Annotated in this window: 22 protein-coding genes; 10 read left to right on the forward strand and 12 right to left on the reverse strand. The window is 65.2% G+C overall.

All coding sequences use genetic code 11. The annotated features are described in order from the left end of the window. Positions 1-90: 90 nt before the first annotated feature. Positions 91-990, forward strand: coding sequence for a LysR family transcriptional regulator (locus F7R11_RS02040; RefSeq protein WP_064805917.1), 900 nt, complete (start codon positions 91-93; stop codon positions 988-990). Positions 991-1,054: 64 nt separating this feature from the next. Here the strand turns inward: F7R11_RS02040 and F7R11_RS02045 are convergent, their stop codons facing one another. Both F7R11_RS02045 and F7R11_RS02050 read right to left on the reverse strand, forming a co-directional pair. Further along, positions 1,055-1,426, reverse strand: coding sequence for a hypothetical protein (locus tag F7R11_RS02045; RefSeq protein WP_064805919.1), 372 nt, complete (start codon positions 1,424-1,426; stop codon positions 1,055-1,057). Between the two features lie 230 nt (positions 1,427-1,656). Beyond that, complete coding sequence (locus F7R11_RS02050) at positions 1,657-2,778, reverse strand: nickel/cobalt efflux protein RcnA (protein ID WP_064805921.1); 1,122 nt, start codon at positions 2,776-2,778, stop codon at positions 1,657-1,659. A gap of 102 nt (positions 2,779-2,880) precedes the next feature. Here F7R11_RS02050 and F7R11_RS02055 point away from each other — a divergent pair, with 102 nt between their 5' ends. From F7R11_RS02055 to F7R11_RS02065, 3 genes are all read left to right on the forward strand, one after another. After that, on the forward strand, positions 2,881-3,153 hold the full coding sequence (locus F7R11_RS02055; protein ID WP_064805923.1) for a metal/formaldehyde-sensitive transcriptional repressor: 273 nt from the start codon (positions 2,881-2,883) through the stop codon (positions 3,151-3,153). 38 nt (positions 3,154-3,191) lie between these two features. Next, positions 3,192-3,593, forward strand: coding sequence for a hypothetical protein (locus tag F7R11_RS02060; protein ID WP_064805925.1), 402 nt, complete (start codon positions 3,192-3,194; stop codon positions 3,591-3,593). A gap of 363 nt (positions 3,594-3,956) precedes the next feature. Next, positions 3,957-4,817 (forward strand): DMT family transporter, encoded by an 861-nt coding sequence (locus tag F7R11_RS02065; protein WP_064805927.1) that lies wholly within the window; start codon positions 3,957-3,959, stop codon positions 4,815-4,817. A gap of 20 nt (positions 4,818-4,837) precedes the next feature. Here the strand turns inward: F7R11_RS02065 and F7R11_RS02070 are convergent, their stop codons facing one another. The 4 genes from F7R11_RS02070 to F7R11_RS02085 are packed head-to-tail and all read right to left on the reverse strand — an operon-like array spanning position 4,838 to position 8,416. Continuing rightward, positions 4,838-6,193, reverse strand: a complete 1,356-nt coding sequence (locus F7R11_RS02070; RefSeq protein ID WP_064805930.1) for an ATP-binding protein — start codon at positions 6,191-6,193, stop codon at positions 4,838-4,840. Next, a complete protein-coding gene (locus F7R11_RS02075) occupies positions 6,169-6,834 on the reverse strand; it encodes a response regulator transcription factor (RefSeq protein ID WP_064805932.1) in 666 nt (221 codons plus the stop codon). The genes F7R11_RS02070 and F7R11_RS02075 overlap by 25 nt, the downstream gene beginning before the upstream one ends. A gap of 18 nt (positions 6,835-6,852) precedes the next feature. Then, positions 6,853-7,617, reverse strand: a complete 765-nt coding sequence (locus F7R11_RS02080; protein ID WP_064805935.1) for a COG4705 family protein — start codon at positions 7,615-7,617, stop codon at positions 6,853-6,855. A 10-nt stretch (positions 7,618-7,627) separates the two neighbouring features. Then, positions 7,628-8,416: a COG4705 family protein gene (locus F7R11_RS02085; protein WP_064805936.1), complete on the reverse strand. Its 789-nt coding sequence runs from the start codon at positions 8,414-8,416 to the stop codon at positions 7,628-7,630. Between the two features lie 172 nt (positions 8,417-8,588). Between F7R11_RS02085 and F7R11_RS02090 the strand changes: the two genes are divergently transcribed. After that, the gene (locus F7R11_RS02090) at positions 8,589-9,218 is read left to right on the forward strand and encodes a DUF1963 domain-containing protein (RefSeq protein WP_064805938.1); all 630 of its coding nucleotides are present in this window, start codon (positions 8,589-8,591) and stop codon (positions 9,216-9,218) included. A gap of 29 nt (positions 9,219-9,247) precedes the next feature. On the opposite strand, the gene F7R11_RS02095 is transcribed toward F7R11_RS02090, so the two are convergent. From F7R11_RS02095 to F7R11_RS02115, 5 genes are all read right to left on the reverse strand, one after another. Continuing rightward, the gene (locus tag F7R11_RS02095) at positions 9,248-9,649 is read right to left on the reverse strand and encodes a hypothetical protein (protein WP_064805940.1); all 402 of its coding nucleotides are present in this window, start codon (positions 9,647-9,649) and stop codon (positions 9,248-9,250) included. A gap of 84 nt (positions 9,650-9,733) precedes the next feature. Then, entirely contained in the window at positions 9,734-11,053 is a 1,320-nt protein-coding gene (locus F7R11_RS02100) for an NAD(P)/FAD-dependent oxidoreductase (protein WP_064805942.1), read from the reverse strand. Then, entirely contained in the window at positions 11,050-11,823 is a 774-nt protein-coding gene (locus tag F7R11_RS02105; RefSeq protein WP_064805945.1) for an amino acid ABC transporter ATP-binding protein, read from the reverse strand. Before F7R11_RS02105 ends, F7R11_RS02100 begins: the two co-directional genes overlap by 4 nt. Continuing rightward, complete coding sequence (gene ehuD / locus F7R11_RS02110; RefSeq protein ID WP_064805947.1) at positions 11,820-12,491, reverse strand: ectoine/hydroxyectoine ABC transporter permease subunit EhuD; 672 nt, start codon at positions 12,489-12,491, stop codon at positions 11,820-11,822. Before ehuD ends, F7R11_RS02105 begins: the two co-directional genes overlap by 4 nt. A 28-nt stretch (positions 12,492-12,519) precedes the next feature. Further along, positions 12,520-13,284: an ABC transporter substrate-binding protein gene (locus F7R11_RS02115; protein ID WP_064805949.1), complete on the reverse strand. Its 765-nt coding sequence runs from the start codon at positions 13,282-13,284 to the stop codon at positions 12,520-12,522. Between the two features lie 204 nt (positions 13,285-13,488). Here F7R11_RS02115 and F7R11_RS02120 point away from each other — a divergent pair, with 204 nt between their 5' ends. The 4 genes from F7R11_RS02120 to F7R11_RS02140 all read left to right on the forward strand — a co-directional run bounded on the left by F7R11_RS02120 (position 13,489) and on the right by F7R11_RS02140 (position 16,413). Next, entirely contained in the window at positions 13,489-14,277 is a 789-nt protein-coding gene (locus F7R11_RS02120; RefSeq protein WP_048935239.1) for an IclR family transcriptional regulator, read from the forward strand. Positions 14,278-14,336: 59 nt separating this feature from the next. Beyond that, entirely contained in the window at positions 14,337-14,777 is a 441-nt protein-coding gene (locus F7R11_RS02125) for an acyl-CoA thioesterase (protein ID WP_048935238.1), read from the forward strand. 128 nt (positions 14,778-14,905) lie between these two features. Beyond that, positions 14,906-15,127, forward strand: a complete 222-nt coding sequence (locus F7R11_RS02130) for a hypothetical protein (RefSeq protein WP_021197014.1) — start codon at positions 14,906-14,908, stop codon at positions 15,125-15,127. A 629-nt stretch (positions 15,128-15,756) separates the two neighbouring features. Continuing rightward, entirely contained in the window at positions 15,757-16,413 is a 657-nt protein-coding gene (locus tag F7R11_RS02140) for a VOC family protein (RefSeq protein ID WP_064805952.1), read from the forward strand. A 17-nt stretch (positions 16,414-16,430) separates the two neighbouring features. Here F7R11_RS02140 and F7R11_RS02145 read toward each other — a convergent pair whose 3' ends face one another. Further along, a complete protein-coding gene (locus tag F7R11_RS02145) occupies positions 16,431-17,339 on the reverse strand; it encodes a LysR substrate-binding domain-containing protein (RefSeq protein WP_064805954.1) in 909 nt (302 codons plus the stop codon). A 181-nt stretch (positions 17,340-17,520) separates the two neighbouring features. On the opposite strand from F7R11_RS02145, the gene F7R11_RS02150 reads away from it, so the two are divergent. Continuing rightward, positions 17,521-19,239, forward strand: a complete 1,719-nt coding sequence (locus F7R11_RS02150) for a GMC family oxidoreductase (protein WP_064805957.1) — start codon at positions 17,521-17,523, stop codon at positions 19,237-19,239. Positions 19,240-19,502: the final 263 nt, after the last annotated feature.

Genomic DNA, 19,502 nt, shown 5'->3' on the forward strand with positions numbered 1-19,502 from the left:
TTGCCAGGGTTGCGATCGATTGGCGGCATTCTGTGGTTTCCCGCTGGATCAGTAAAATGAATTCATTGTTCTCATTGATTCATTTATCTAATGAAGATCGATACGCTCGGTGTGCAGGCATTCGTGGCGATTGCGGAGTGCGGCAGCTTTACGCAGGCCGCCGACACGCTCCACGTGACGCAGACGGCGATCACGCAACGGCTACGCAAGTTGGAAGCGTTTCTGGGCGTTGCGTTGGTCGAGCGCACGACGCGTCGCACAGAACTGACGGAAATCGGCCGGCGCTTTCTACCGCAGGCGCGCCGGCTGCTGAACGAGTTGTCCGATGCGCTGACGGAAATTCGCGAGACCGGCCTGAGCCAGCGTGGTGACATCACGATCGCCTGCGTGCCGACGGTGGGTGTGCAGTATCTGCCGCGCATCCTGCGGGCGTTCTCCTCGCACCGGCCGCACGATCGCGTGAAGATTCTCGATCACGCCTCTGCATCGGTGCTGCAGGCGGTGCTGCGGCGCGAGGCGGAGTTCGGCATCAGCATTGCGGGCGATCAACACCCTGAACTCACCAGCGTGCCGCTTACGAGCGACCCTTACGTGCTGATCTGCCGCGACGATCATCCGCTCGCCAAGCGACGCCGCATCCGCTGGGAGGCACTGCAACCGCATCCGCTGATCTTTGCCGGCGAGGTGAGCGGCAACCGCAGCCTGCTTGAGGGCGCGCTCAAGAGCAGCGGTGTGATGCTGCATTCGTTCTATGAAGTCCAGCGCAGTTCGACAGCGCTCGGGCTTGTGGCCGAAGGACTGGGTGCGGCAGTGGTGCCGCGGCTCGCGATCCAGAAGAACGCGTACCCGATGATTCGGACGATTGAGCTGGTCGAGCCGCAGGTGTCGCGCACGCTGGTGCTCGTGACGCGCAGGGCGGCGCAGTTGTCGCCGGCGGCGCGTGCGCTCTACGAGATGATCGTCGAGGAAGGCGCGACGCTGGCGCGTTGATCTGCGATGACGAATGAGAAGGGCCACCGGCATGGGTGTGCCCTTCCTACGTCGGCAGCACGGCTCATGCGCGTGCGCCTTGCGGGGTGCTGGGGTAGGTGGAATCGCGGTTCCATGCAAGCGCGTCCTGTGTGCCGGCGCGCTGCTGGTCGGCGCCTTGCGCGTACGGATCGAAGCGGTCGCGCCTCCACGACAGATAGCCGTAGGTATCGGCCTTGCGATCTGCGCCTTGCGTGAACGGATCCGCCTTGTCCTGCTTGTTCCCTTGTGTGTAGGCATCCACCTTGTCCAGGCGGCTCTGTCCTTGGGTATAGGGGTCGAAGCTGCGGGCGGCTGCAGCGGGTTGCGCCGCAAACAGGGCGGCGGAGGCCGTCAGCGTGGCCAGCAAGGCGAGTGACAGACGGCGGGTGCGTGCGAAGGAACGGGTGGTGTGCATGGTGAACTCCTCATGATTGAGCGTGCGCCATCTGTGGATGGCAGTCTGACGGATCGTTACCGGATGGCATCGACCTCCCCTGTTGGTCGCGGCATCAGAGCAAACCTGACACGGCCTGCACGAGAAATCTTTTGCACCAACCGGTATGCACAGATACGCAGGCCATGCCGCAGTGGATGCAGCATCGGTCAAACGTGCGCGCAACCCCACACGCGCCCCACACGCGGCGCTCACGTCAACTGCATCACCCCTTGCACACCCTGCCAGCCCACGTACAGGCCAACAAGCGCGATCAGCCCGCCCGAGAAGTAGGGCGCCTTGCGCGCGAACTCACCAAAACCGCTCCAGCGCCGTGACACGTGCTTCACGCTCAGCGCCGCGAGCGCGCCCGAGGCGACCATCGTCAACGCCAGGCCGATGCTGAAGCACAGCACCAGTGCCGCGCCCAGGGTGACCTTCTTGAGCTGCAGGCACAGCAGCAACACTGTGATGGATGCCGGGCATGGCACCAGCCCGCCGGTCAGGCCGAACACGATGATCTGGCCGGTGGTCACCTCGCGGTTGGCGAAGCGGCGGCGAATATCGTTGGCGTGCGCGCGTTCATGCGCATCTTCGTAGCCACCGGAAGACACGTCCAGCCCGCCGTGGTCATGTGCAGCATGTGCGTGGTCATGCTCCACGAAGTCGACGTCATAGTCATGCCGATGGTGCGCGTGCCCGAGTGACAGGCGGGCCGTGAAAGCATGCGGCTCGGGAATGGTCTGCTCTGATTCGAGAAAGCCATTGCGCTGCACGAAGCTGAAGGTTTGTCGGCTGCCGTCTGGTCGCTCGGTTACCACCTCCACCTGGTCGGCCGACCATGCGTGGCCATGCGTGCTTTCGCGCACCAGCCGGAAGCGCGGCGGTACACCGTCTTCAAACACTTCCAGCCGGACCAAGCCGTGGCCGGTGTCGATGCGTTTGACCTCGTCATGGTCGTGATCATGATCGTGGTGATGGTCATGCGATGCGCGGGTGCTGCGCCACGTGCGCCACATCATCCACCCCGCCACCGCAACGATCAGCACAGCGGAGGCCACCTGGAAGTACGGCTCCGTCGTCTCCGGATTCCAGTTGCGGCCAAAGTACAGCCCCGCCATGGCCACCGCCCACACCACCGCCGTGTGCGAAACCGTAGCCGACAGCCCCAGCAGCACCGCTTGCGAGAGCGTGCCCCGGATGGCAACGATGAACGCCGCCATCATCGTCTTGGAGTGCCCCGGCTCCAGGCCATGCAATGCGCCCAGCAGGATGGCGCTGGGGACGAACAGCCAGGCATTGCCTTGCTGCAACAGGGTGGCAAACGCGGTCATGGAGAGGTAGCCAATGGTGATCTCAGGTGGGCGAACTATACTCCCCCCTAGTATATTGATGCTACCCTTTCTCGTCCTTCACCCACCTCAATCTTCCGACTCATGGCCCATACCATCCGCGACAAAGCCAAGCTGCTGGCGCGTGTGCGGCGCATCCAGGGGCAGGCGACCGCGCTGGAAAAACAACTCGGTGAAGAGGGGGATTGCACGGCCATCCTGCAGCAGATCGCAGCCATTCGCGGCGCGGTCAACGGGCTGATGGCGGCGGTTCTCGAAGGCCACCTGATGGATCACGTGGTCAAGGAGCCCACCGAGGCGCAGCGTCACGAGGACTTCGACGCCGTGATGCAGGTGATCAAGTCGTATCTGAAGTAAAAAGACGGCGCTTGCCCGTTTCCTTCCCCTTCCTTCCCATGACAACGCAAGCTGAACGCAACCTCCAGCACGCGCACGCTCTGCTCGACTGGAACCGTGCGCATTTGCGCCACGACACGGTGCTGACCGAGGCGGTCATCGCTGAACGCTTTGCGCCGCAGTTCACCGTGTTCGCAAACGGTCGGCACTACGATGCCAACTACGCGAACTACAAGACGTTTCTTGATGGCTTCAAGCACGCCATCGCCTCGATCGACTACAAGGTGACGCAGACCGTAGCGGACGCCGCAGGCGTGGTGCTCGGCATGCGCGCATCGGTCACGCGCACCCACGGTGCAGTCGACCAGTTCGAGGCCATGCTGCTGCTGCGCTTTGACGATGCCGGCAAGGTCAGCCTGTGGCACGAGGTGTATCTGCAGTCCCCACACGCGGCGGGCTGACTTTGCGCGAAGGCCGCGTGTCACTTGCGCGGTGCGGCCAACCTCGCTAACCTGCTGCATCGCCTTCGGCAAATTCTGATTCTTCGTATCCATGTCCCGACTTCACGCCACCTTCCTCGCCGCCGGCCGTCGTGCCCGCGTGGATGACGTGTGCGTGCAGCCTGGGCCCTTCCCTCCGCTTTCCCCACCTGCGGCCCCTCCGGGCCACGGCATGGTCGGCGCTCCGCCGCCGTGCCTGTTCGCTCGCGGCTGACCTTCAGCCGCTTCGTTTCCGGTTGACCTGATCCAGGCTCGGGCTTGAACCCGACGCAGGCGCATGCCTGCGCGCCGGAATTCGACATTCCTTTTCGACAGGTGAGTGGTATGCCTTCAATGCAAGCCGCGCTGGCAGGGTCCGGCGCGACGGTGTTATTCGTGCTGCTGTGGAGCAGCGGTGCAATCTTTGCGGAGATCGGGGTGCAGCATGTCCCGGCGTTTGCGTTTCTGGTGGGGCGGTTTGCGCTGGCCTCGTTCGTGCTGGTGGGGCTGGGCGTTTGGCGCGGGCGATGGTGGCCTGCGCCGGGTACGCGGTGGCAGGTCGCGGGCACCGGTGTGCTGCTGACCGGCGGCTATGCGATCTGCTATCTGCTGTCGCTTGACCGTGGGCTGACGCCGGGGCTGTTGGCCACGGTGCTCGGTGTGCAGCCGTTGCTGACGCTGCTGGCAACGGAGCGCGCTTGGTCCGCGCGACGCATGGCGGGGCTGGTGCTGGCACTGGGTGGGCTCGCGCTTGTCGTGGGTGGTGCCAGTGCGCAGCAGGTGCCGATGGCGGGCCTCAGCTACGCGCTGGCCGCACTTGCCAGCATGACGGTGGGGGCGATCTGGCAGAAGCGCCTGGGCCAGGCGCCTATCGATGTGCTGCCGTTGCAGAACGCGGTGAGCCTGGTGCTGTGCGCGGGCTTTCTGCTCGCGCAGCCGCTGCCCGGTGCTTTCGTACCCAGCATGCCCGGTATCGTCGCCTTGTTGTCGATGGGCGTGGTCATGTCCGTCGGTGCGCAACTGCTGTTCTACCGGCTCATGCAGCGCGGCAACCTCGTCAACGTGACGAGCCTGTTCTACCTCGTGCCGGTGGTGACGGCGCTGCTTGACGATGTGGTGCTGGGCCATCGTCTTTCCGGTGTGGCGATGGCGGGGATGGGGATGATCCTGCTGGGGTTGGCGGCGGTGTTTCGCGCGCAGCGTTAGGTGAAGCGCGGCGGCTGCTTTCAGGCGGGTGCCTGGGGTAGCCGCACCGTCACCCGCAGCCCACCCGTTGGGCTGTTCGCATCCTCCAGTGCTACCTCTCCACCCAGCCGCTGCACCACTGTGCTCACGATCGACAGCCCAAGCCCCGAGCCGGTCGCCTCATTCCCGAGCACACGGTAGAACGGATCAAACACGCGCACACGTTCATCGGCGGGGATGCCGGGGCCGCTGTCCTGCACGGCAATCGACACCACGTGTGCCGCAGTCGCAATCGACAGGTCGATGCTGCCGCCGACGGGCGTATAGCGGATGGCGTTGTCCACCAGGTTGCGCACCACGACAAAGAGGTCGAGCTCACTGGCATGCACGTGGGCATCCGCCTCGGTGGTGACGCCCAGGTCCAGCTGCTTGGCTTCGGCCAGTGGCATCAGGTCTTCGAGCACGCTGCGGAAGATGCGCTGGACGGAGACGGTGCTCTCCGGCACGCCGGTGGCTTCCTGCGCGCGGGCGAGCGTGAGCAACTGTTCGAGCAGCCCACGGCTGCGCTCGATGCCTTGGCGCAGGGTTGCCAGGCGTTCATGGGCATCGGCAGACATGGGTGCCTGCCCCAGCCGTTCGGCCTGTAGCGAGAGCGCCGTGAGCGGCGTGCGCAGCTCGTGCGCGGCATCGGCCACGAAGCGGTGTTGCGCTTGCATCGATTGCCCCACGCGCGCCAGCAGCCGGTTGATGGCCACGACGAAGGGCCGCACCTCGTCGGGTACGGCTTCGGGCGCAATCGCGTGCAGTTGGCGCTCGTCGCGCTGGTCCACCTCGTGCGCGAGGCGCTTGATGGGCGCGAACATCTTGCGCAGCACGTCGGCCACCGCCAGCAACAGGATCGGTGCCAGGATCAGGAACGGCATCAGCGTGCGGATGGCGCTGTCGCGTGCGGTCTCGTCGCGCACGGCGGTTTCCTGCGCCACGGCAATGCGCTGGCCGTTGTCGAGGGTGCGCACCCACACGCGGTATTCGCGCTTGCCGGCGTGCGCGGTCTGCATGCCGTCCACCAGGTCAGGTGGAAATGCCAGACGCGGTGCAGGTGTGCCGGCCGCAACCGTGCCATCCGGGCCGGGCAGCACCTGCACGATGACGCGGGCTTCCTGATCGGAAACGGGTGGCGCGCTTTCGGGACTCGTGGGCGGCGCGGGCAGATGCTCAGGGTCGAACATCGCGCCCACCTGGCGCAGCACGTCGTCCTGCAGTTCATGGGCCTCGCTAAAGGCGGAGACGAACGCAAAGCCGCCCGCCAGCACCGCCACGCCGATGATGATGATGGAGAGCCACAGCGACAGCCGTCGCTGCAGTGATGCCCTCACCCACCCTTGGACACCATCCATCCCACGCCCCTGATGTTCTTGATGGCCTCCGCACCGAGCTTCTTGCGCAGCGCGTGGATGAGGAATTCGACCGCGTTGCTGGCCACTTCGTGGCCCCAACCATAGATGCGCTCTTCCAGTTCCGAGCGCGAGAGGATGGCGCCCGGGCGCAGCATCAACGCCTGCAGCAACGCAAACTCGCGCGCCGACAGGCGCACCGCTTCGCCATCGCCCATGCGCGCTTCATGCGCGGCAGGATTGAGCGTGAGCAGGCCATTGGTCAGCACCGGGCTGGCAGCCCCGCCCTTGCGGCGCAAGACGGCGCGCATGCGGGCCAGCAGCTCGACCATTTCGAAGGGCTTGAGGATGTAGTCATCCGCGCCGCCGTCCAGGCCGCGCACGCGCTCGTTCACGGCATCGCGCGCTGTCAGGATCAGCACCGGCACCGGGTTATCGCGGGCGCGCAGCGCGCTGAGCACGGCATGGCCATCCTTGCCCGGCAAGCCAAGGTCGAGCAGCAGTACGTCGTAGTGTTGATGCGCGGCTACGTCCAGCGCGGTCTGGCCGTTGCGCACCCAGTCCACCGCATAGGCGGCATCGCGCAGCGCGGCATCCACGGCCGCGCCGATCATCGGGTCGTCTTCAACAAGGAGAACGCGCATTCGGTTTCTGGTGGTGGCTCAAGCAGATTGCATGGCACCGCGCCGCGCCTGCCAGCTCGTATAGCCGATGGTGATGAGCAGCGCCGCCAGCAGCACCGCCGATGCGCCCGCCGTGCCCAGGTTCATGCCGCCCGCGCTGATCGGCTTGGTCAGCAGGTCACCGCCCGTGGCGCCCAGCGGCCGTGTCAGCACGAAGGCCATCCAGAACAGTCCCACGCGCGAGATGCCGGTCAGATAATACGCCGCCACGATCAGTGCAATCAGGCTGGCAATCAGCAGCGCCCCACCCGCAAAACCCAGCCCAGACGAATCCGCCAGGAAGTCGCCCAGCGCCGTGCCCAACGTGTTGGACACGAGGATGGCGCCCCAGTACAGCAGCTCCTGCTTGCCGCTGCGCACGTTCGCGATCGACAGCGATTTCTGGCTCAGCTTCCAGTAGACGAGCACCGCACACAGCAGGCTGGCGAGAATGGTCGAGCCGGTGGCGTAGCCCAGGCCCAGCGTGCGGTCCATGAAGTCCGACAGTGTGGTGCCGGCCGTGCTGGTGGAGAGAATGACCGCCCAGTACAGCAGCGGGTTGTACGTCTTGCTGCGCAACTGCGCGCCCAGCGTGATGAAGAAGATGCCGAGCAGCAGCATCGAGCTGGCCGCGTAGCCGACCTTGAGCGTCATCGAGAGCAGGTCGCCGGCGGTTTCGCCCAGGGTGGTGGCGCAGATTTTCATGATCCAGAACGCCAGCGTGATCTCGGGCAGTTTGCTGGGGAGGGTGCGGGATGGGGTCATGCGCGTGTCCTTAACGGGAGGCAGCCGAAGAATCGTGTGTGGCGTCTGCTGCGTGCTCCAGCGCCGACAGGTAGGCCACGAGCCCCACGACCACCGCCAGGAATAGCGCGTTGACGGCACCTGTGCTCAAGCCCAGGCCACCGTTGGCCTCCGGCTGGGCGAGCAGGTCGCGGCAGGCGGCGCCCAGCGGGCGCGTCAGCACGAAGGCCCACCAGAACGCGGGTGCAGCGCCCACGCCAAAGCCAAAGCGCGCCATGGCCGCCACGGCCACCAGCACGCCAAAGCCCAGTGCCGATTGTGCGTAGCCCAGGCGCAGGCTTTCGATCAGCCAGTCGCCGCATGCGGTGCCCAGTGCAAAGGCCAGCAGTACCGCGAGCCAGTAGAGGCGCTCGCGCACGGGGGTGTCGACGGCATCGAGGGCGAGCGTGCCTTCGCGGCGGCGCCAGAGCACCAGCGTGGCCAGCAAGGCCACTGACAGCACCACGGTCGATGCCCCCGTCGGCAAGCCGGCACGCGCAATCAGCAGATCCACGACGAGCGTGCCGAACACGCTCGCCAGCAGCGCCGTGATCCAGTACAGCCACGGCAGATAGCGGTGCGTGCGGAGTTGCCCCGTCAACGCCGCCGCAAACAGCGCGCCCATGACGGCCGTGGTGCCGCCCAGCCCGAACTGCCAGCCAAGGTTGAGTGCATCGGCCGCGGCTGCACCCACCGTGGTGGCCATCATCTTGATGACCCAGAACAGGGCGGTGACTTCGGGCACCTTGTTGCGCCGGCCGTGGTGTGATGCGGCGTCCATATGGGAGACGGGGATGGGGAGATTCCACCGCAGTCTGCGGGGCCAGACTTAGATGCCCCATAGCCCCTGAAAATGGCCGCGCAATATGGTGTTACCGCGTCACATGCGTGCGGCACAATTGCCAACCGATTCTGCCGGCCTGTCTTCCTTCATCCCACCGAGAGGAATTGCCATGGTGACGCTGCTCTTGAATGCCCCCGCCCCCGACGAACATGCCGCGCAGACCCGCTTTGGCGGACGCCCGCTGGTGCCGGCCGATGCCCCCTTCACGTGGCCGTGTTGCGCCGCGTGCGAGCAGCCGATGCAGTTTCAGGGGCAGATTGGTGTGGAGGCCACGGCCGAGCATCCAGCCGGCTTGTTGCTGGTCTTCATGTGCCAGAACGACCCCGGCTGCTGTGACGAGTGGGACCCAAACGAAGGCGGCAACCTTGCGGTGTTTGTCCCGGCGGGTGCCCTCACGCTGGCCGAGCCGCCCGCCGAGGGCCTGACCCTGCGCGAAACCACGAACGGCGCACGCACGGAAACACAAGATGCGGAAGACTACGAAGCCGCCCGCCGCCAATGGTGCGAGCGCACCGGCCAGCCCGGCTGCCAGGTGATCGGCCAACTGCACGGTGCGCCGTCCTGGCTACAGGCGGATGAGACCCCTGGCTGCCCCGCCTGCGGTGCCCCCATGCACCTGACCGCGCAGTTGGAGGAAGGCCCCGACGCGCACACCGCCATGAACTTTGGCGGCGGCTGCGCCTACCTCTTCCAATGCGCCAAGCACGCGGGGCAGGTGAAGTTCCTGTGGCAGTGCTGACGCGTTAGCGCAAGCGCTTGCTGGGGGGCTTACTGGACCAGACGGCGCAGCTTCCATTCCCCGCTCGGTTGCTTGCACAGCCAGGCCGTCCATTGCTCCTTGCTGGAGCCGCGCGTCAGTTCGCTCTGCAGGCGTCGGCAGGCTTGGCCGGCGTCGGTCTTGCTCTCCAGCGGCGTGATGGTGGCCTCGATGGCCGGTTGCTTGCCCTTGGCAGGCCACGTCCATTGCGCGGGTGTGTTGTCCGCAGTGTTGACCAGCACACTGCCGATGGCCTTGGTGAACGACTTCACCTCCGTCTCGCTCATGGACCCGATGATGGTGCTGGCCAGCACATTGCGGAAGTACGCGAACGACGGCGTGGCCGCGGCAAGCAGCGCGGCGCCCGTCAGGGCGAGGGCAAGACGACGGGCAGGAAGGTGGCGAAGCAGCATGGCGTGTCCTTAGGATGTGACGAAAGGTGCCTTCATCCTAGACCATGCTGCACCGCCCGGTTGTGACAACCGTCAGCCGTCCTATCACCCGCCCAACTTGTCGAGCAGGCTGTACCACGCCACGCCGGCCGCAATGTAGAAGCGCTGCAGCCCATGCAGCGGGATCGGCGTGATGGGCGACACGGGGTACGGAAACGCCTCCCCACTGCCCGACAGCCGCGCAGCAATGTGCTGGCCCAGGCTGGTGCACAGCGCAATGCCGCGCCCGTTGCAGCCGAGCGCCATCGTCACGCCCGGCGCGGGTTCGTGGATGTGCGGCATGAAATCCCGCGTGATGGCGATGCGGCCGGCCCAGCGGTACTCATACTCCAAGGGCCCCAGCTGCGGAAACAGCAGCTCCAGCGAGCGTTCGAGGTGTGCAAAATCCTGCGCGTGGCGCGGCTCGGCAAAAAAGCCGCGTCCACCCATCAGCAGGCGCCCGGCTGCATCTTTGCGGAAGTACAGCAGCAGCCGTTGCGAGGTGGAAGCCGTCTCGCCACGCGCCAGGATGGCTTGCGCATCCGCCGCCCTGAGCGGCTTGGTTGCGACGATAAAGCTGTTGGCGGAAAGCACTGTCTGCGCCAACCCGGGCCACAGCGGGCCGGTGTAGCCGTTGGTGGCAATCACCACGCGCTGGGCGCGTACCAGGGCGCCCGCGCTGGTGGTGGCAATCCATTGCGTGCCCTGCCGCTCCAGCGCGGTGACGGCAGTGTGACCGTGCACGGCGGCGCCCGCTTGCTGTGCAGCGCGCACCAACCCGCGCGCATACCCCATCGGCTGGATGGCACCGGCACGGCCGTCGAGCCACGCGCCCGCAAACGCCTCGGTGCCGACACGGCGCGCGACGGCGGTGCGGTCGAGCACTTCCACCGATACGCCGCGCTTCTCCCATTGCCGTGCGCGGGCATGCAGCGCCGGCACGGCCTTGTCGGAGTACGAGAGCTGCAGCCACCCCGCGCGCACCGGCTGGCAGTCGATCTGGTGCCGCTCGATCAGATCGAACACCAGATCGGCGGAGCGCGAGACGGCGTCGATCAACGGCTCGGCGCGTGCGGCGCCGAACAGGCTCACCAGTTCATCGGGGTCATGCTTGAGCGTCGGGTTGACCTGCCCGCCGTTGCGACCGGAGGCACCCCAGCCCGGGTCGTTGGCTTCCAGCACCGTGACCTGTGCGCCGCGCTCGGCCAGATGCAGCGCGGTCGAGAGCCCCGTGTACCCACCGCCGATGACGAGCACGTCGGTGCGGGTCGAATCCAGCAACGGCGGCGTGGGCGGTGCAGCGGGTGCGGTGGCGGCCCACAGCGACGGCGGCAACGGCTCGCCGCCGACAGTACCGGATGCGATATCGAGTTGCGGCAGCGTCATGGCACAAGGTCCCCGGCCGGCGAGTTGGCCACACTGTCTGCAGGCTTATGCAATACGCGACGCAGAAAGTCTTGCGTACGCGGCTGACGCGGCGCGCCCAGCACCTGTGCAGATGGCCCTTCCTCGACGATGGTGCCGCTGTGCAGGAAGCAGACGCGGTCGGCCACCTCGCGCGCAAAGCCCATCTCGTGTGTGACGACGATCATCGTCATGCCTTCGCGGGCGAGTGCGCGCATCACCTCCAGCACATCGCCGACAAGTTCCGGGTCGAGTGCAGACGTGGGCTCATCAAACAGCATGGCCTCGGGTTCCATCGCCAGCGCACGGGCAATCGCCACGCGCTGCTGCTGGCCGCCGGAGAGCTGGTTCGGATACGCCTGCGCCTTGGCGGCCAGGCCCACCTTCTCCAGCAACGTCATCGCCTTGGCACGCGCCGCGTCGGGCCGTTCACCTTTAACGTAGACGGGGCCTTCCATCACGTTCTCCAGCACACTGCGGTGCGGGAACAGGTTGAAGCGCTGGAACACCATGCCCATGCGGCTGCGCAGCGTGTGGATGGCTTTGCTGTTGCGGTCCACACGCTCGCCAAACGCGCGGATCTCCCCACCGTCGTACGACTCCAGCCCGTTGATGCAACGCAGGACCGTCGACTTGCCCGAGCCAGATGGGCCGATCAGGCAGACGACTTCGCCCTTGTCCACGTGCAGGCTCACGCCGCGCAGCACGTGGTGGTCCCCAAAGTGCTTCTGCAGATCACGGATCTCGATCATCGCTTGGCCCTCCCTGCGCCCATGCGGTGTTCCAACCGGCGCAGGCCATACACCAGCGGCAGGCTCATCACCAGATACAGCAGCGCCACCAGCGTGTAGACCGTCATGTTCTGGAACGTGGACGACGCAATGAGCTGCCCCGCGCGCGTCATCTCTGCCACCGTGATGGTGGACACCAGTGATGAATCCTTGAGCATCATCACCAGCGTGTTGCCGTACGGCGGCAGTGCAATGCGAAACGCCTGCGGCAGGATCACGCGCCGCATGATGAGTGCGCCGCGCATGCCCATTGCCTCGGCGGCTTCACGCTGGCCGGGGTCCACCGCCTCGATGCCGGCACGAAAGTTCTCGGCCTGATACGCGGAATACGCAATGCCCAGCCCGATCACGCCCGCCTGGAACGCGGTGAGCTGAATGCCGATGTCCGGCAGCACAAAGTAGATGTAGAAGAGCTGCACGATGATCGGCAGCCCGCGAATGACGTTGACGATGGTCGCCCCCGCCGTCGACACGGCCTTGATGGGCGACAAGCGCATCAGCGCCAGCGCCAGACCAATCACGCTGCTGAGCAGGAACGACAGCACGGTCACCTCCACCGTGACCATCGCCCCCTGCAGCAGGATCGGCAGGAACTCCTGCGCGTGTTCAATGAACGTTGTAACACTCATGGCGCATCACCTGTCCGTGTCGTCAGCGTCAGATGCCCCACTTCTTCACGATGGCGTCCAGCGTGCCGTCGGCCTTGATCTTGGCGATGGCCTTGTTGATGCGGGTGAGCGTTTCGGTATCGCCCTTGCGCACCACCAGGCACACATCGCCCACGTTGGCGGGTTTGTAGTTGGGCGCGAGCTTCACGCCTTCAAAGGTTTTCTGGCGGATCTGGTACGCGATGATGGGCTGATCGCCCAGGCCGGCCTTGATGCGGCCAAGCGCCAGGTCACGCGTCATGTCGGCCACCGAGTCGTAGCTGCGCACTTCCTTGAAGATGCCCTTCTTGTTGAGCATGTCGAGGAACACCGTGCCCACCTGCGCGCCCACCACTTCGCCCTTCAGGTCATCGAGCGTGGCGTAGTTCTTGGCGTCGTCGGCCTTGACGATCAGGCCCTCGCCGTACGAGTACACCGGGTCGGAAAAGTCCACCACCTGCGCACGCGCCGGCGTCTTCAACATCGCCGCCGAGATGATGTCGATCTTGTTGGACGTGAGCGACGGAATGAGCGCCGAGAACACCGTCTGCTGCACGTTCACGTTAAAGCCGCCGGCTTTGCCCACGGCAGTGACGGTGTCGACCATCATCCCCTGGATGGAATTCGTCTTCACATCGAGGAAGGTGAACGGCACACCCGTGGCCGTGGCACCCACGTTGTAGGTGTGCGCACTACCCTGCGCCCAGGCGAACGATGCGGTGCCGAGCATGCACAGAACGAGTGCGGCGCGACGGAAGGTGGTGACAACAGACATGGCAATCCTCCAGGCAACGGAAAAAGGTGCACCCCGAACGCGCATGTACGGGGACTGGCTCAACGTGATGCAATGCTTGTGCCAATATTCGAACGCACAGCATCGATATATAACTATGGAAAACCACTAATCGACGTATGTGAATCGATATGCGATTCTTTGGGTGTTCCAAGACCACGCACAAGCCACTCAGGCGCCACTTTCATGACTGACACTGACGACGCGCCCAACCTGCTGTTCAACCAGTCGCTGGAGAAAGGGCTGGCCGTGCTGGGCGCCTTCAACGCGCAGCGCCGCACCATGACGATTGCCGAAGTGGCCGCCGCTGTGGGCATCAATAAAAGCTCGGCGCAGCGCATGGTCTACACGCTGGAGCAGCTCGGCTACCTGCGCAAGCACCCGCAGACGCGCCGTTACCAGCTCACCCCCGCGGTCATGAAGATCGGCTTCAACTACCTGGCCGCCGACACGCTCATCGATGTGGCCAACCCGTTCCTCTCCGAGTTGACCAAGGTGACCACGGAAACCTCCTGCCTGACCGAGCCCGACCAGGACGAGATGGTGTACGTCGCCCGCTTCGTGAGCGCGCATTTCGTGCCGGTGCACATGCCCATCGGCAGCCGCATCCCGATGTACTGCACGGCATCGGGCCGCGCCTACCTGGCCGCATTGCCCGTACCTGAGGCACAGGCCATTGTCGAGAAATCGCACCGCGTTGCGCACACCATGCATACGCGCACCGAGGTGGCCGACATCATGGAAACGCTGCGCGAAACCCGCCAGCGCGGCTACGCCATCAACCGCGAAGAACTGTTCCTGGGCGACATGACCATCGCCGCGCCCATCGTGAGCGGCAACGGGCGGGCGCTCGGGGCGATTCACCTCGTTGCACCCACCGGGCGTTGGACGCCGGAGGAGATGGAGAACAAGCTGGGGCCGGCGCTGCTGCAGTCGGCGCGGGCGATCTGTACGTCGGTGCGGGCGTTGGGGTAAGGCAGCGCCGCGCAAAGCCCGGCACAATGCACGCACCCTTGGCCGTTCCGAACATCACAATGACCCTCCCGCTGCTCAACGACTTCCCCCTGCAGGCCACCGACAAGCTCCGCTACGGCGACACCGACCGCCAGGGCCACATCAACAACGCCGTCTTTGCCACCTACCTGGAAACCGGCCGCGTTGAACTGCTCTTCAATCCCGACAACCCGCTGGCCGCACCCGGCTGCGAGTTCGTCATCGCGCAGCTTGTGCTGGACTTCCGCAACGAGATCCTCTGGCCCGGCTCGGTGCAGATCGGCACGCGCGTCGCGCACATCGGGCGCAGCTCGGTCAAGCTTGAGCAGGCCATCTTCCAGAACGGCCGCTGCGCTGCGACCTCGCAGTCGGTGATCGTGCAGATCGACGTCGCCACGCGCCAATCGGCGGCGATTACCGATAGCGCACGGGCACGACTGGCCGCCCTGGTTGTGACCCCGGCCGGCGCGGAAACCGAGTAAGCGAACGCGCGCTGCGTGACGCCCGGTCGACGCAAACGACAGCGCGCGAAAATTTTTAACTTTGTTTGCGCTTCTGTCACTCGCCGGTGGGAAGATGGCTCTCCCTGTTCAAACATGCGGAGGTGACCATGGGACTGTTGGATGAAGTGGGCAAGATCGCCGGCGCCGTCGCCGCTGTTGAAGCCGCTGAAAAAGTCGATCCGGATGCTGGTCTGTTGACCAAGGGCATCGCCGCCATTGCCGGTTTCAAGGGCGCGGGCGCACTGGAAGAGATGGTGGAAAAGAAAGACGAAGCCAAGGCCGATGGCGCCGAGGCTGCTCCGGAAGATGGGGCTGCGCCGCAGGCTTGATGCGCTTGCAGGCTCGAAAGGATTTGGGGAACCCCGCCGGTTGGCGGGGTTTTTGTTTGTGTGGAGACGGTCTCTAACAGTGCCCTGCGACTAGCTATATTGCGTTGCGTTTAACCGCTCAAGCCAGTCGCCGATATCCGGTACGCACAAGCGAAGCCTCAAGCCATGCACCTCCGCGAACCCCGCAATAGATGTTCTTCACCAGAAAAAGGAGCGCCGCAACCATAGGCTGTCCCAGGGTCCACAGCAGTCCAGCGGTGGCGTCAATAGCGGTCAATCGGCCACCCTGCTCGACCAAGCCCTCTGAGAATGCCCAGAACGTGCCGCACGCAAGAGCGGGCCAGTGGAGGCCGGTCTTGACCTTGCGTTCCGAAAGGACGGGGTGAATGTAGGTGTGTACGGGCACTGCTGTGCGAGGTGGTTGAGAGAAAGCCGCGCACATTCTCCGAGCCTGGGTTGGGGAAATCAATCGCCCTCAGTGGGGGCGTCAGGGTTCGGGGGCGGGGAGTCTTCGTAAGCTCGCTCGGCGAGCTATTCGCTGGCCAAAACGGCTTCCCAAGAAACGCCATGCAGTGCCCTGTGGCATCCTGAGCCCCGCAGATTTCTGACGCAATCCAACGGGAGCTGTCTTGAAGATCGACCACATCGCCTTCGCTGCGCAATCTCTCGACCAGGCGCGCGCGTATGCTTTGCAGAGGTTCGGCGTGAAGCTGCCAGCCGGCGGCAAGCATCCCTTGATGGGAACGCACAACCTGGTGACGCGGATTGCGCCGGGCATCTTCCTCGAATTCATTGCCATTGACCCGGAGGCGCCTGTGCCAAACCGCACCCGCTGGTTTGCGCTGGACCGCCTTATGCAGGAAGGCAAGCTGGAAGACGGGCCCCGATTGTTCGGCTGGGTTGCCAGCCTTCCCGGTTTGGCGCGCAACGCGACCGATCTATCGCAACACGAGTTGCTTGAGGTATCTCGCGGTGATTTGCGATGGCACTTCTTTCATCGCAAGGATGGCGAGGCAGAAGCCGGTGGATGCCTGCCGGCCATGATCGACTGGGCCGGAGGCAAAAGCCCCGTCGACAACATGCAGGATGTCGGCCTCCACCTGAATCAGTTCCAGCTCGCCCATCCGGAGATGGCCGCCATTCGCGCAAAGCTGGATGGACTGGGCTGGGATGCTGCCTGCCCGGAGAATCGGTATGTCGCATTTGCCGATGCGGCGCGGCCCGCATTGACGCTCGTGCTCGACACGCCGAATGGGCGCGTGCAGATCGAAGGCGGCGGCGTGTAAGAGCACGCGCGGGCCGGTCAGGCCGCGCGATCCCAACCGGTTCCGACCACGCGCCGCTCTCCGACCCGGTGCCGCGTAGAGAACCCTTCACGAATACATTGCCCCAACGCCTGCGCCGCTGTACTCGCGCCCTGCGCGGGCAATAGCAGACTGATCGCAAACATCGGCAGTTCCGGTAGGCCGGCTTCCGGCCCGAGGATGTCGAGATCGGCCGGCACCGTCGGCGTCAGCCATGCCGTTACCGCCAAGCCGGTGCGCACCGTGGCGGTGGTCGCTTCGATGTTGCCGCTCTCAAACACCGTGCGCCATTCGATACCGTGCTCGCCCAGCACCTTGAGCACGCGGGCGCGGAAGGCGCAGCTCTCATCCACCATCGACAGGGGCAGCGGCCGCTTCGCATGCACGTTGCCGCCGCGCGCGCCCACCCACACCAGACGCTCCACGCACAGGCATTCACCGGTGGCTTCATCCACCGGGGCTTCGACCACGGCGACGTCCAGTTCGCCGCGCGTGATGCCCTCCGCAAGCTCGGGTGAGGTGCCGCACACGATGGTCAACTCCACCGATGGCCACGCTTCGGTAAACGCCTTGAAGATGGGTGGGAAGACGGTGCCGACCAGGTCATACGGCACGCCCAAACGCACCGGGCCCTGCAGCGGGCGTGCGGCCATATCAGCCCAGACTTCATCGTTGAGGGCGAGCAGGCGCTTGGCCCGGCCGAGGAAGCGCTCACCCGCGTGGGTAAGTTCGAGCCGGCGGCCGTCGCGCTCGAACAGGCGGCATTCGAAGGCATCTTCGAGCCGCTTGATCTGCTGGCTGACGGCGCCCTGCGTGAGGTGCAGCGCGTTGGCCGCCACCGTCATGCTGGCGTTTTCCGCCACGGCAACGAAGGTGCGGACGAGGGTGATGTCGAGGTTCTTGGCCATCAATGCATTCTAGGTGCTAATGCATCGGCACGAAAATCTTACCGTTGCTAATGCCTTGGCGGTGCACAGCCTGCCACCGAACGATGCCTCTAATGCGGGGTAACCCCCACCGTTTGAAACAACCCATGGCGTCTACGATGTGAGGTCGAGTCCAAAAAAAAAGACCGCTCCGGAGACATCCATGGCCAACGATTCGCTCACCTTCGACTACGTCATCGTCGGCGCCGGCTCGGCTGGTTGCGCGCTGGCTGCTCGCCTGACCGAAGACCCGGAAGTGACGGTTGCCCTGCTCGAAGCCGGGCCGCACGACCACCACTTCTCAGTGTGGGTGCCGGCGGGGTGTGCCGCATCGCTGCCGTTCAAGAACAAGCGCAACTACGGGTTTGAGACCGTGCCCCAGCCCGGCCTGGGCGGGCGCCAGGGCTACCAGCCGCGTGGACGCGGGCTGGGCGGCAGCTCGTCGCTCAACGCGATGATCTACATCCGCGGCACGCACAACGATTACGACCACTGGGCTGCGCTCGGCTGCACCGGCTGGGGCTGGAACGACGTGCTGCCCTACTTCAAACGCTCCGAGGGCAACGAGCGCGTTGCCGGCCGCGATGACGACGCACTGCACGGCGGTACCGGCCCGCTGCACGTGAGCGACCTGCGCACCGGCAACCCGATCGCCCGCCGCTTTGTGGATGCCGCCGCCGCCGCGGGTTATCGCCGCAACGACGATTTCAACGGTCCCGACCAGGAAGGCGTGGGCCCATACCAAGTCACGCAATACAACGGCGAGCGCTGGAACGCTGCACGCGCCTATCTGCATGGTGGCGACAAGACGGATGCCACCTACAACCGTGGCCGCCGCCAATTGACGGTGCTGCCCGACACGCAGGCGCTACGTATCGTGTTCGAAGGCAAGCGCGCGACGGGCGTGGTGGTGGATCGCGGTGGCCGCACCGAGACCCTGCAGGCGCGGCGCGAGGTGATCGTGTCTTCCGGCGCATTCGGCTCACCGCAGTTGCTGATGGCCTCGGGTGTGGGGCCGGCCGAGCACCTGCGCTCACTCGGCATTCCGGTGGTGCAGGACCTGCCCGGCGTCGGCCAGAACCTGCAAGACCACCTCGACATCATCCTGCACAAGAAGACCTTCAACCTGGATCTGATCGGCTATTCACTGCGCGGCAGCGTGCACATGCTGGGCGAGATCCTGCGTTATCGCCGCGAGCGGCGCGGCATGATCGCCACCAACTTTGCCGAGGCCGGCGGCTTCATCAAGAGCCGCCCCGATCTGGCCGAACCCGATCTGCAACTGCACTTCGTGGTCGCCATGGCCGACAACCACAACCGCACGTTCAACTACGGCCACGGCTATTCGTGCCACGTCTGCGTGCTGCGCCCGAAGAGCCGCGGCGAGGTGCGCCTGGCGACCACCGATACGCGTGACGCACCACTCATCGACCCGCGCTTCCTCTCCGACCCGGACGACATGAATGGCATGCTGGCAGGCTTCCGCGCGGTGAAGCGCATCTTCGCGCAGCAGCCGCTGGCCGAGCTGGGCGGGCGGGAACTGTATTCGGGAGACATCCGTGGAGACGGCTCCGACGACGAAGCCGTGCGCGCACTGATCCGCCAGCACGCAGACACCATCTATCACCCGGTCGGCACCTGCAAGATGGGCAGTGCAGACGATGCGATGGCCGTGGTCGATCCGGAATTGCGCGTACGCGGCGTGAGCGGCCTGCGCGTGATCGACGGCTCGGTCATGCCGACGCTGATTGGCGGCAACACCAACGCGCCCATCATCATGATTGCCGAGCGCGTGGCAGACCTGATCCGCCAAGGCGGGCGCCCGACGCTGAATGTAGTGGCAGGGACTTCTGCGCAAACCACGCCGGCCGCGGTGCACTAAGCAACAGAACATGCCTTGGCGGTGAGGCTCGCACACCGACGGTGTGGCCGTACCCTGCCCTAGATGGCGCCTTGAATTTCTGTTGCAGGGAGGAAAAAGAAGGGAGGCTGTTTGAGCGCAGCGAGTTTGCCTCCCTTCCCTCCCTGCGACATAAATTCAAGGGGAAGTCGCCATCTCGGGCGCGCCTCTCTTTGCTTACTTTCTCTGGCAAGACAGAGAAAGTGAGTCAGCCCCGGCAGGGGATGAAACAAGGGATGAACCAA

Source organism: Ralstonia insidiosa (assembly GCF_008801405.1).
Taxonomy (GTDB): Bacteria; Pseudomonadota; Gammaproteobacteria; order Burkholderiales; family Burkholderiaceae; genus Ralstonia; species Ralstonia insidiosa.

What these genes read in the sequence shown, in the direction of transcription:
- F7R11_RS02040 (WP_064805917.1), top strand. Translation starts at nt 91, where the DNA reads ATGAAGATCGATACGCTCGGTGTGCAGGCATTCGTGGCGATTGCGGAG.
- F7R11_RS02045 (WP_064805919.1), bottom strand. Translation starts at nt 1,426, where the DNA reads ATGCACACCACCCGTTCCTTCGCACGCACCCGCCGTCTGTCACTCGCC.
- F7R11_RS02050 (WP_064805921.1), bottom strand. Translation starts at nt 2,778, where the DNA reads ATGACCGCGTTTGCCACCCTGTTGCAGCAAGGCAATGCCTGGCTGTTC.
- F7R11_RS02055 (WP_064805923.1), top strand. Translation starts at nt 2,881, where the DNA reads ATGGCCCATACCATCCGCGACAAAGCCAAGCTGCTGGCGCGTGTGCGG.
- F7R11_RS02060 (WP_064805925.1), top strand. Translation starts at nt 3,192, where the DNA reads ATGACAACGCAAGCTGAACGCAACCTCCAGCACGCGCACGCTCTGCTC.
- F7R11_RS02065 (WP_064805927.1), top strand. Translation starts at nt 3,957, where the DNA reads ATGCCTTCAATGCAAGCCGCGCTGGCAGGGTCCGGCGCGACGGTGTTA.
- F7R11_RS02070 (WP_064805930.1), bottom strand. Translation starts at nt 6,193, where the DNA reads ATGGATGGTGTCCAAGGGTGGGTGAGGGCATCACTGCAGCGACGGCTG.
- F7R11_RS02075 (WP_064805932.1), bottom strand. Translation starts at nt 6,834, where the DNA reads ATGCGCGTTCTCCTTGTTGAAGACGACCCGATGATCGGCGCGGCCGTG.
- F7R11_RS02080 (WP_064805935.1), bottom strand. Translation starts at nt 7,617, where the DNA reads ATGACCCCATCCCGCACCCTCCCCAGCAAACTGCCCGAGATCACGCTG.
- F7R11_RS02085 (WP_064805936.1), bottom strand. Translation starts at nt 8,416, where the DNA reads ATGGACGCCGCATCACACCACGGCCGGCGCAACAAGGTGCCCGAAGTC.
- F7R11_RS02090 (WP_064805938.1), top strand. Translation starts at nt 8,589, where the DNA reads ATGGTGACGCTGCTCTTGAATGCCCCCGCCCCCGACGAACATGCCGCG.
- F7R11_RS02095 (WP_064805940.1), bottom strand. Translation starts at nt 9,649, where the DNA reads ATGCTGCTTCGCCACCTTCCTGCCCGTCGTCTTGCCCTCGCCCTGACG.
- F7R11_RS02100 (WP_064805942.1), bottom strand. Translation starts at nt 11,053, where the DNA reads ATGACGCTGCCGCAACTCGATATCGCATCCGGTACTGTCGGCGGCGAG.
- F7R11_RS02105 (WP_064805945.1), bottom strand. Translation starts at nt 11,823, where the DNA reads ATGATCGAGATCCGTGATCTGCAGAAGCACTTTGGGGACCACCACGTG.
- ehuD (WP_064805947.1), bottom strand. Translation starts at nt 12,491, where the DNA reads ATGAGTGTTACAACGTTCATTGAACACGCGCAGGAGTTCCTGCCGATC.
- F7R11_RS02115 (WP_064805949.1), bottom strand. Translation starts at nt 13,284, where the DNA reads ATGTCTGTTGTCACCACCTTCCGTCGCGCCGCACTCGTTCTGTGCATG.
- F7R11_RS02120 (WP_048935239.1), top strand. Translation starts at nt 13,489, where the DNA reads ATGACTGACACTGACGACGCGCCCAACCTGCTGTTCAACCAGTCGCTG.
- F7R11_RS02125 (WP_048935238.1), top strand. Translation starts at nt 14,337, where the DNA reads ATGACCCTCCCGCTGCTCAACGACTTCCCCCTGCAGGCCACCGACAAG.
- F7R11_RS02130 (WP_021197014.1), top strand. Translation starts at nt 14,906, where the DNA reads ATGGGACTGTTGGATGAAGTGGGCAAGATCGCCGGCGCCGTCGCCGCT.
- F7R11_RS02145 (WP_064805954.1), bottom strand. Translation starts at nt 17,339, where the DNA reads ATGGCCAAGAACCTCGACATCACCCTCGTCCGCACCTTCGTTGCCGTG.
- F7R11_RS02150 (WP_064805957.1), top strand. Translation starts at nt 17,521, where the DNA reads ATGGCCAACGATTCGCTCACCTTCGACTACGTCATCGTCGGCGCCGGC.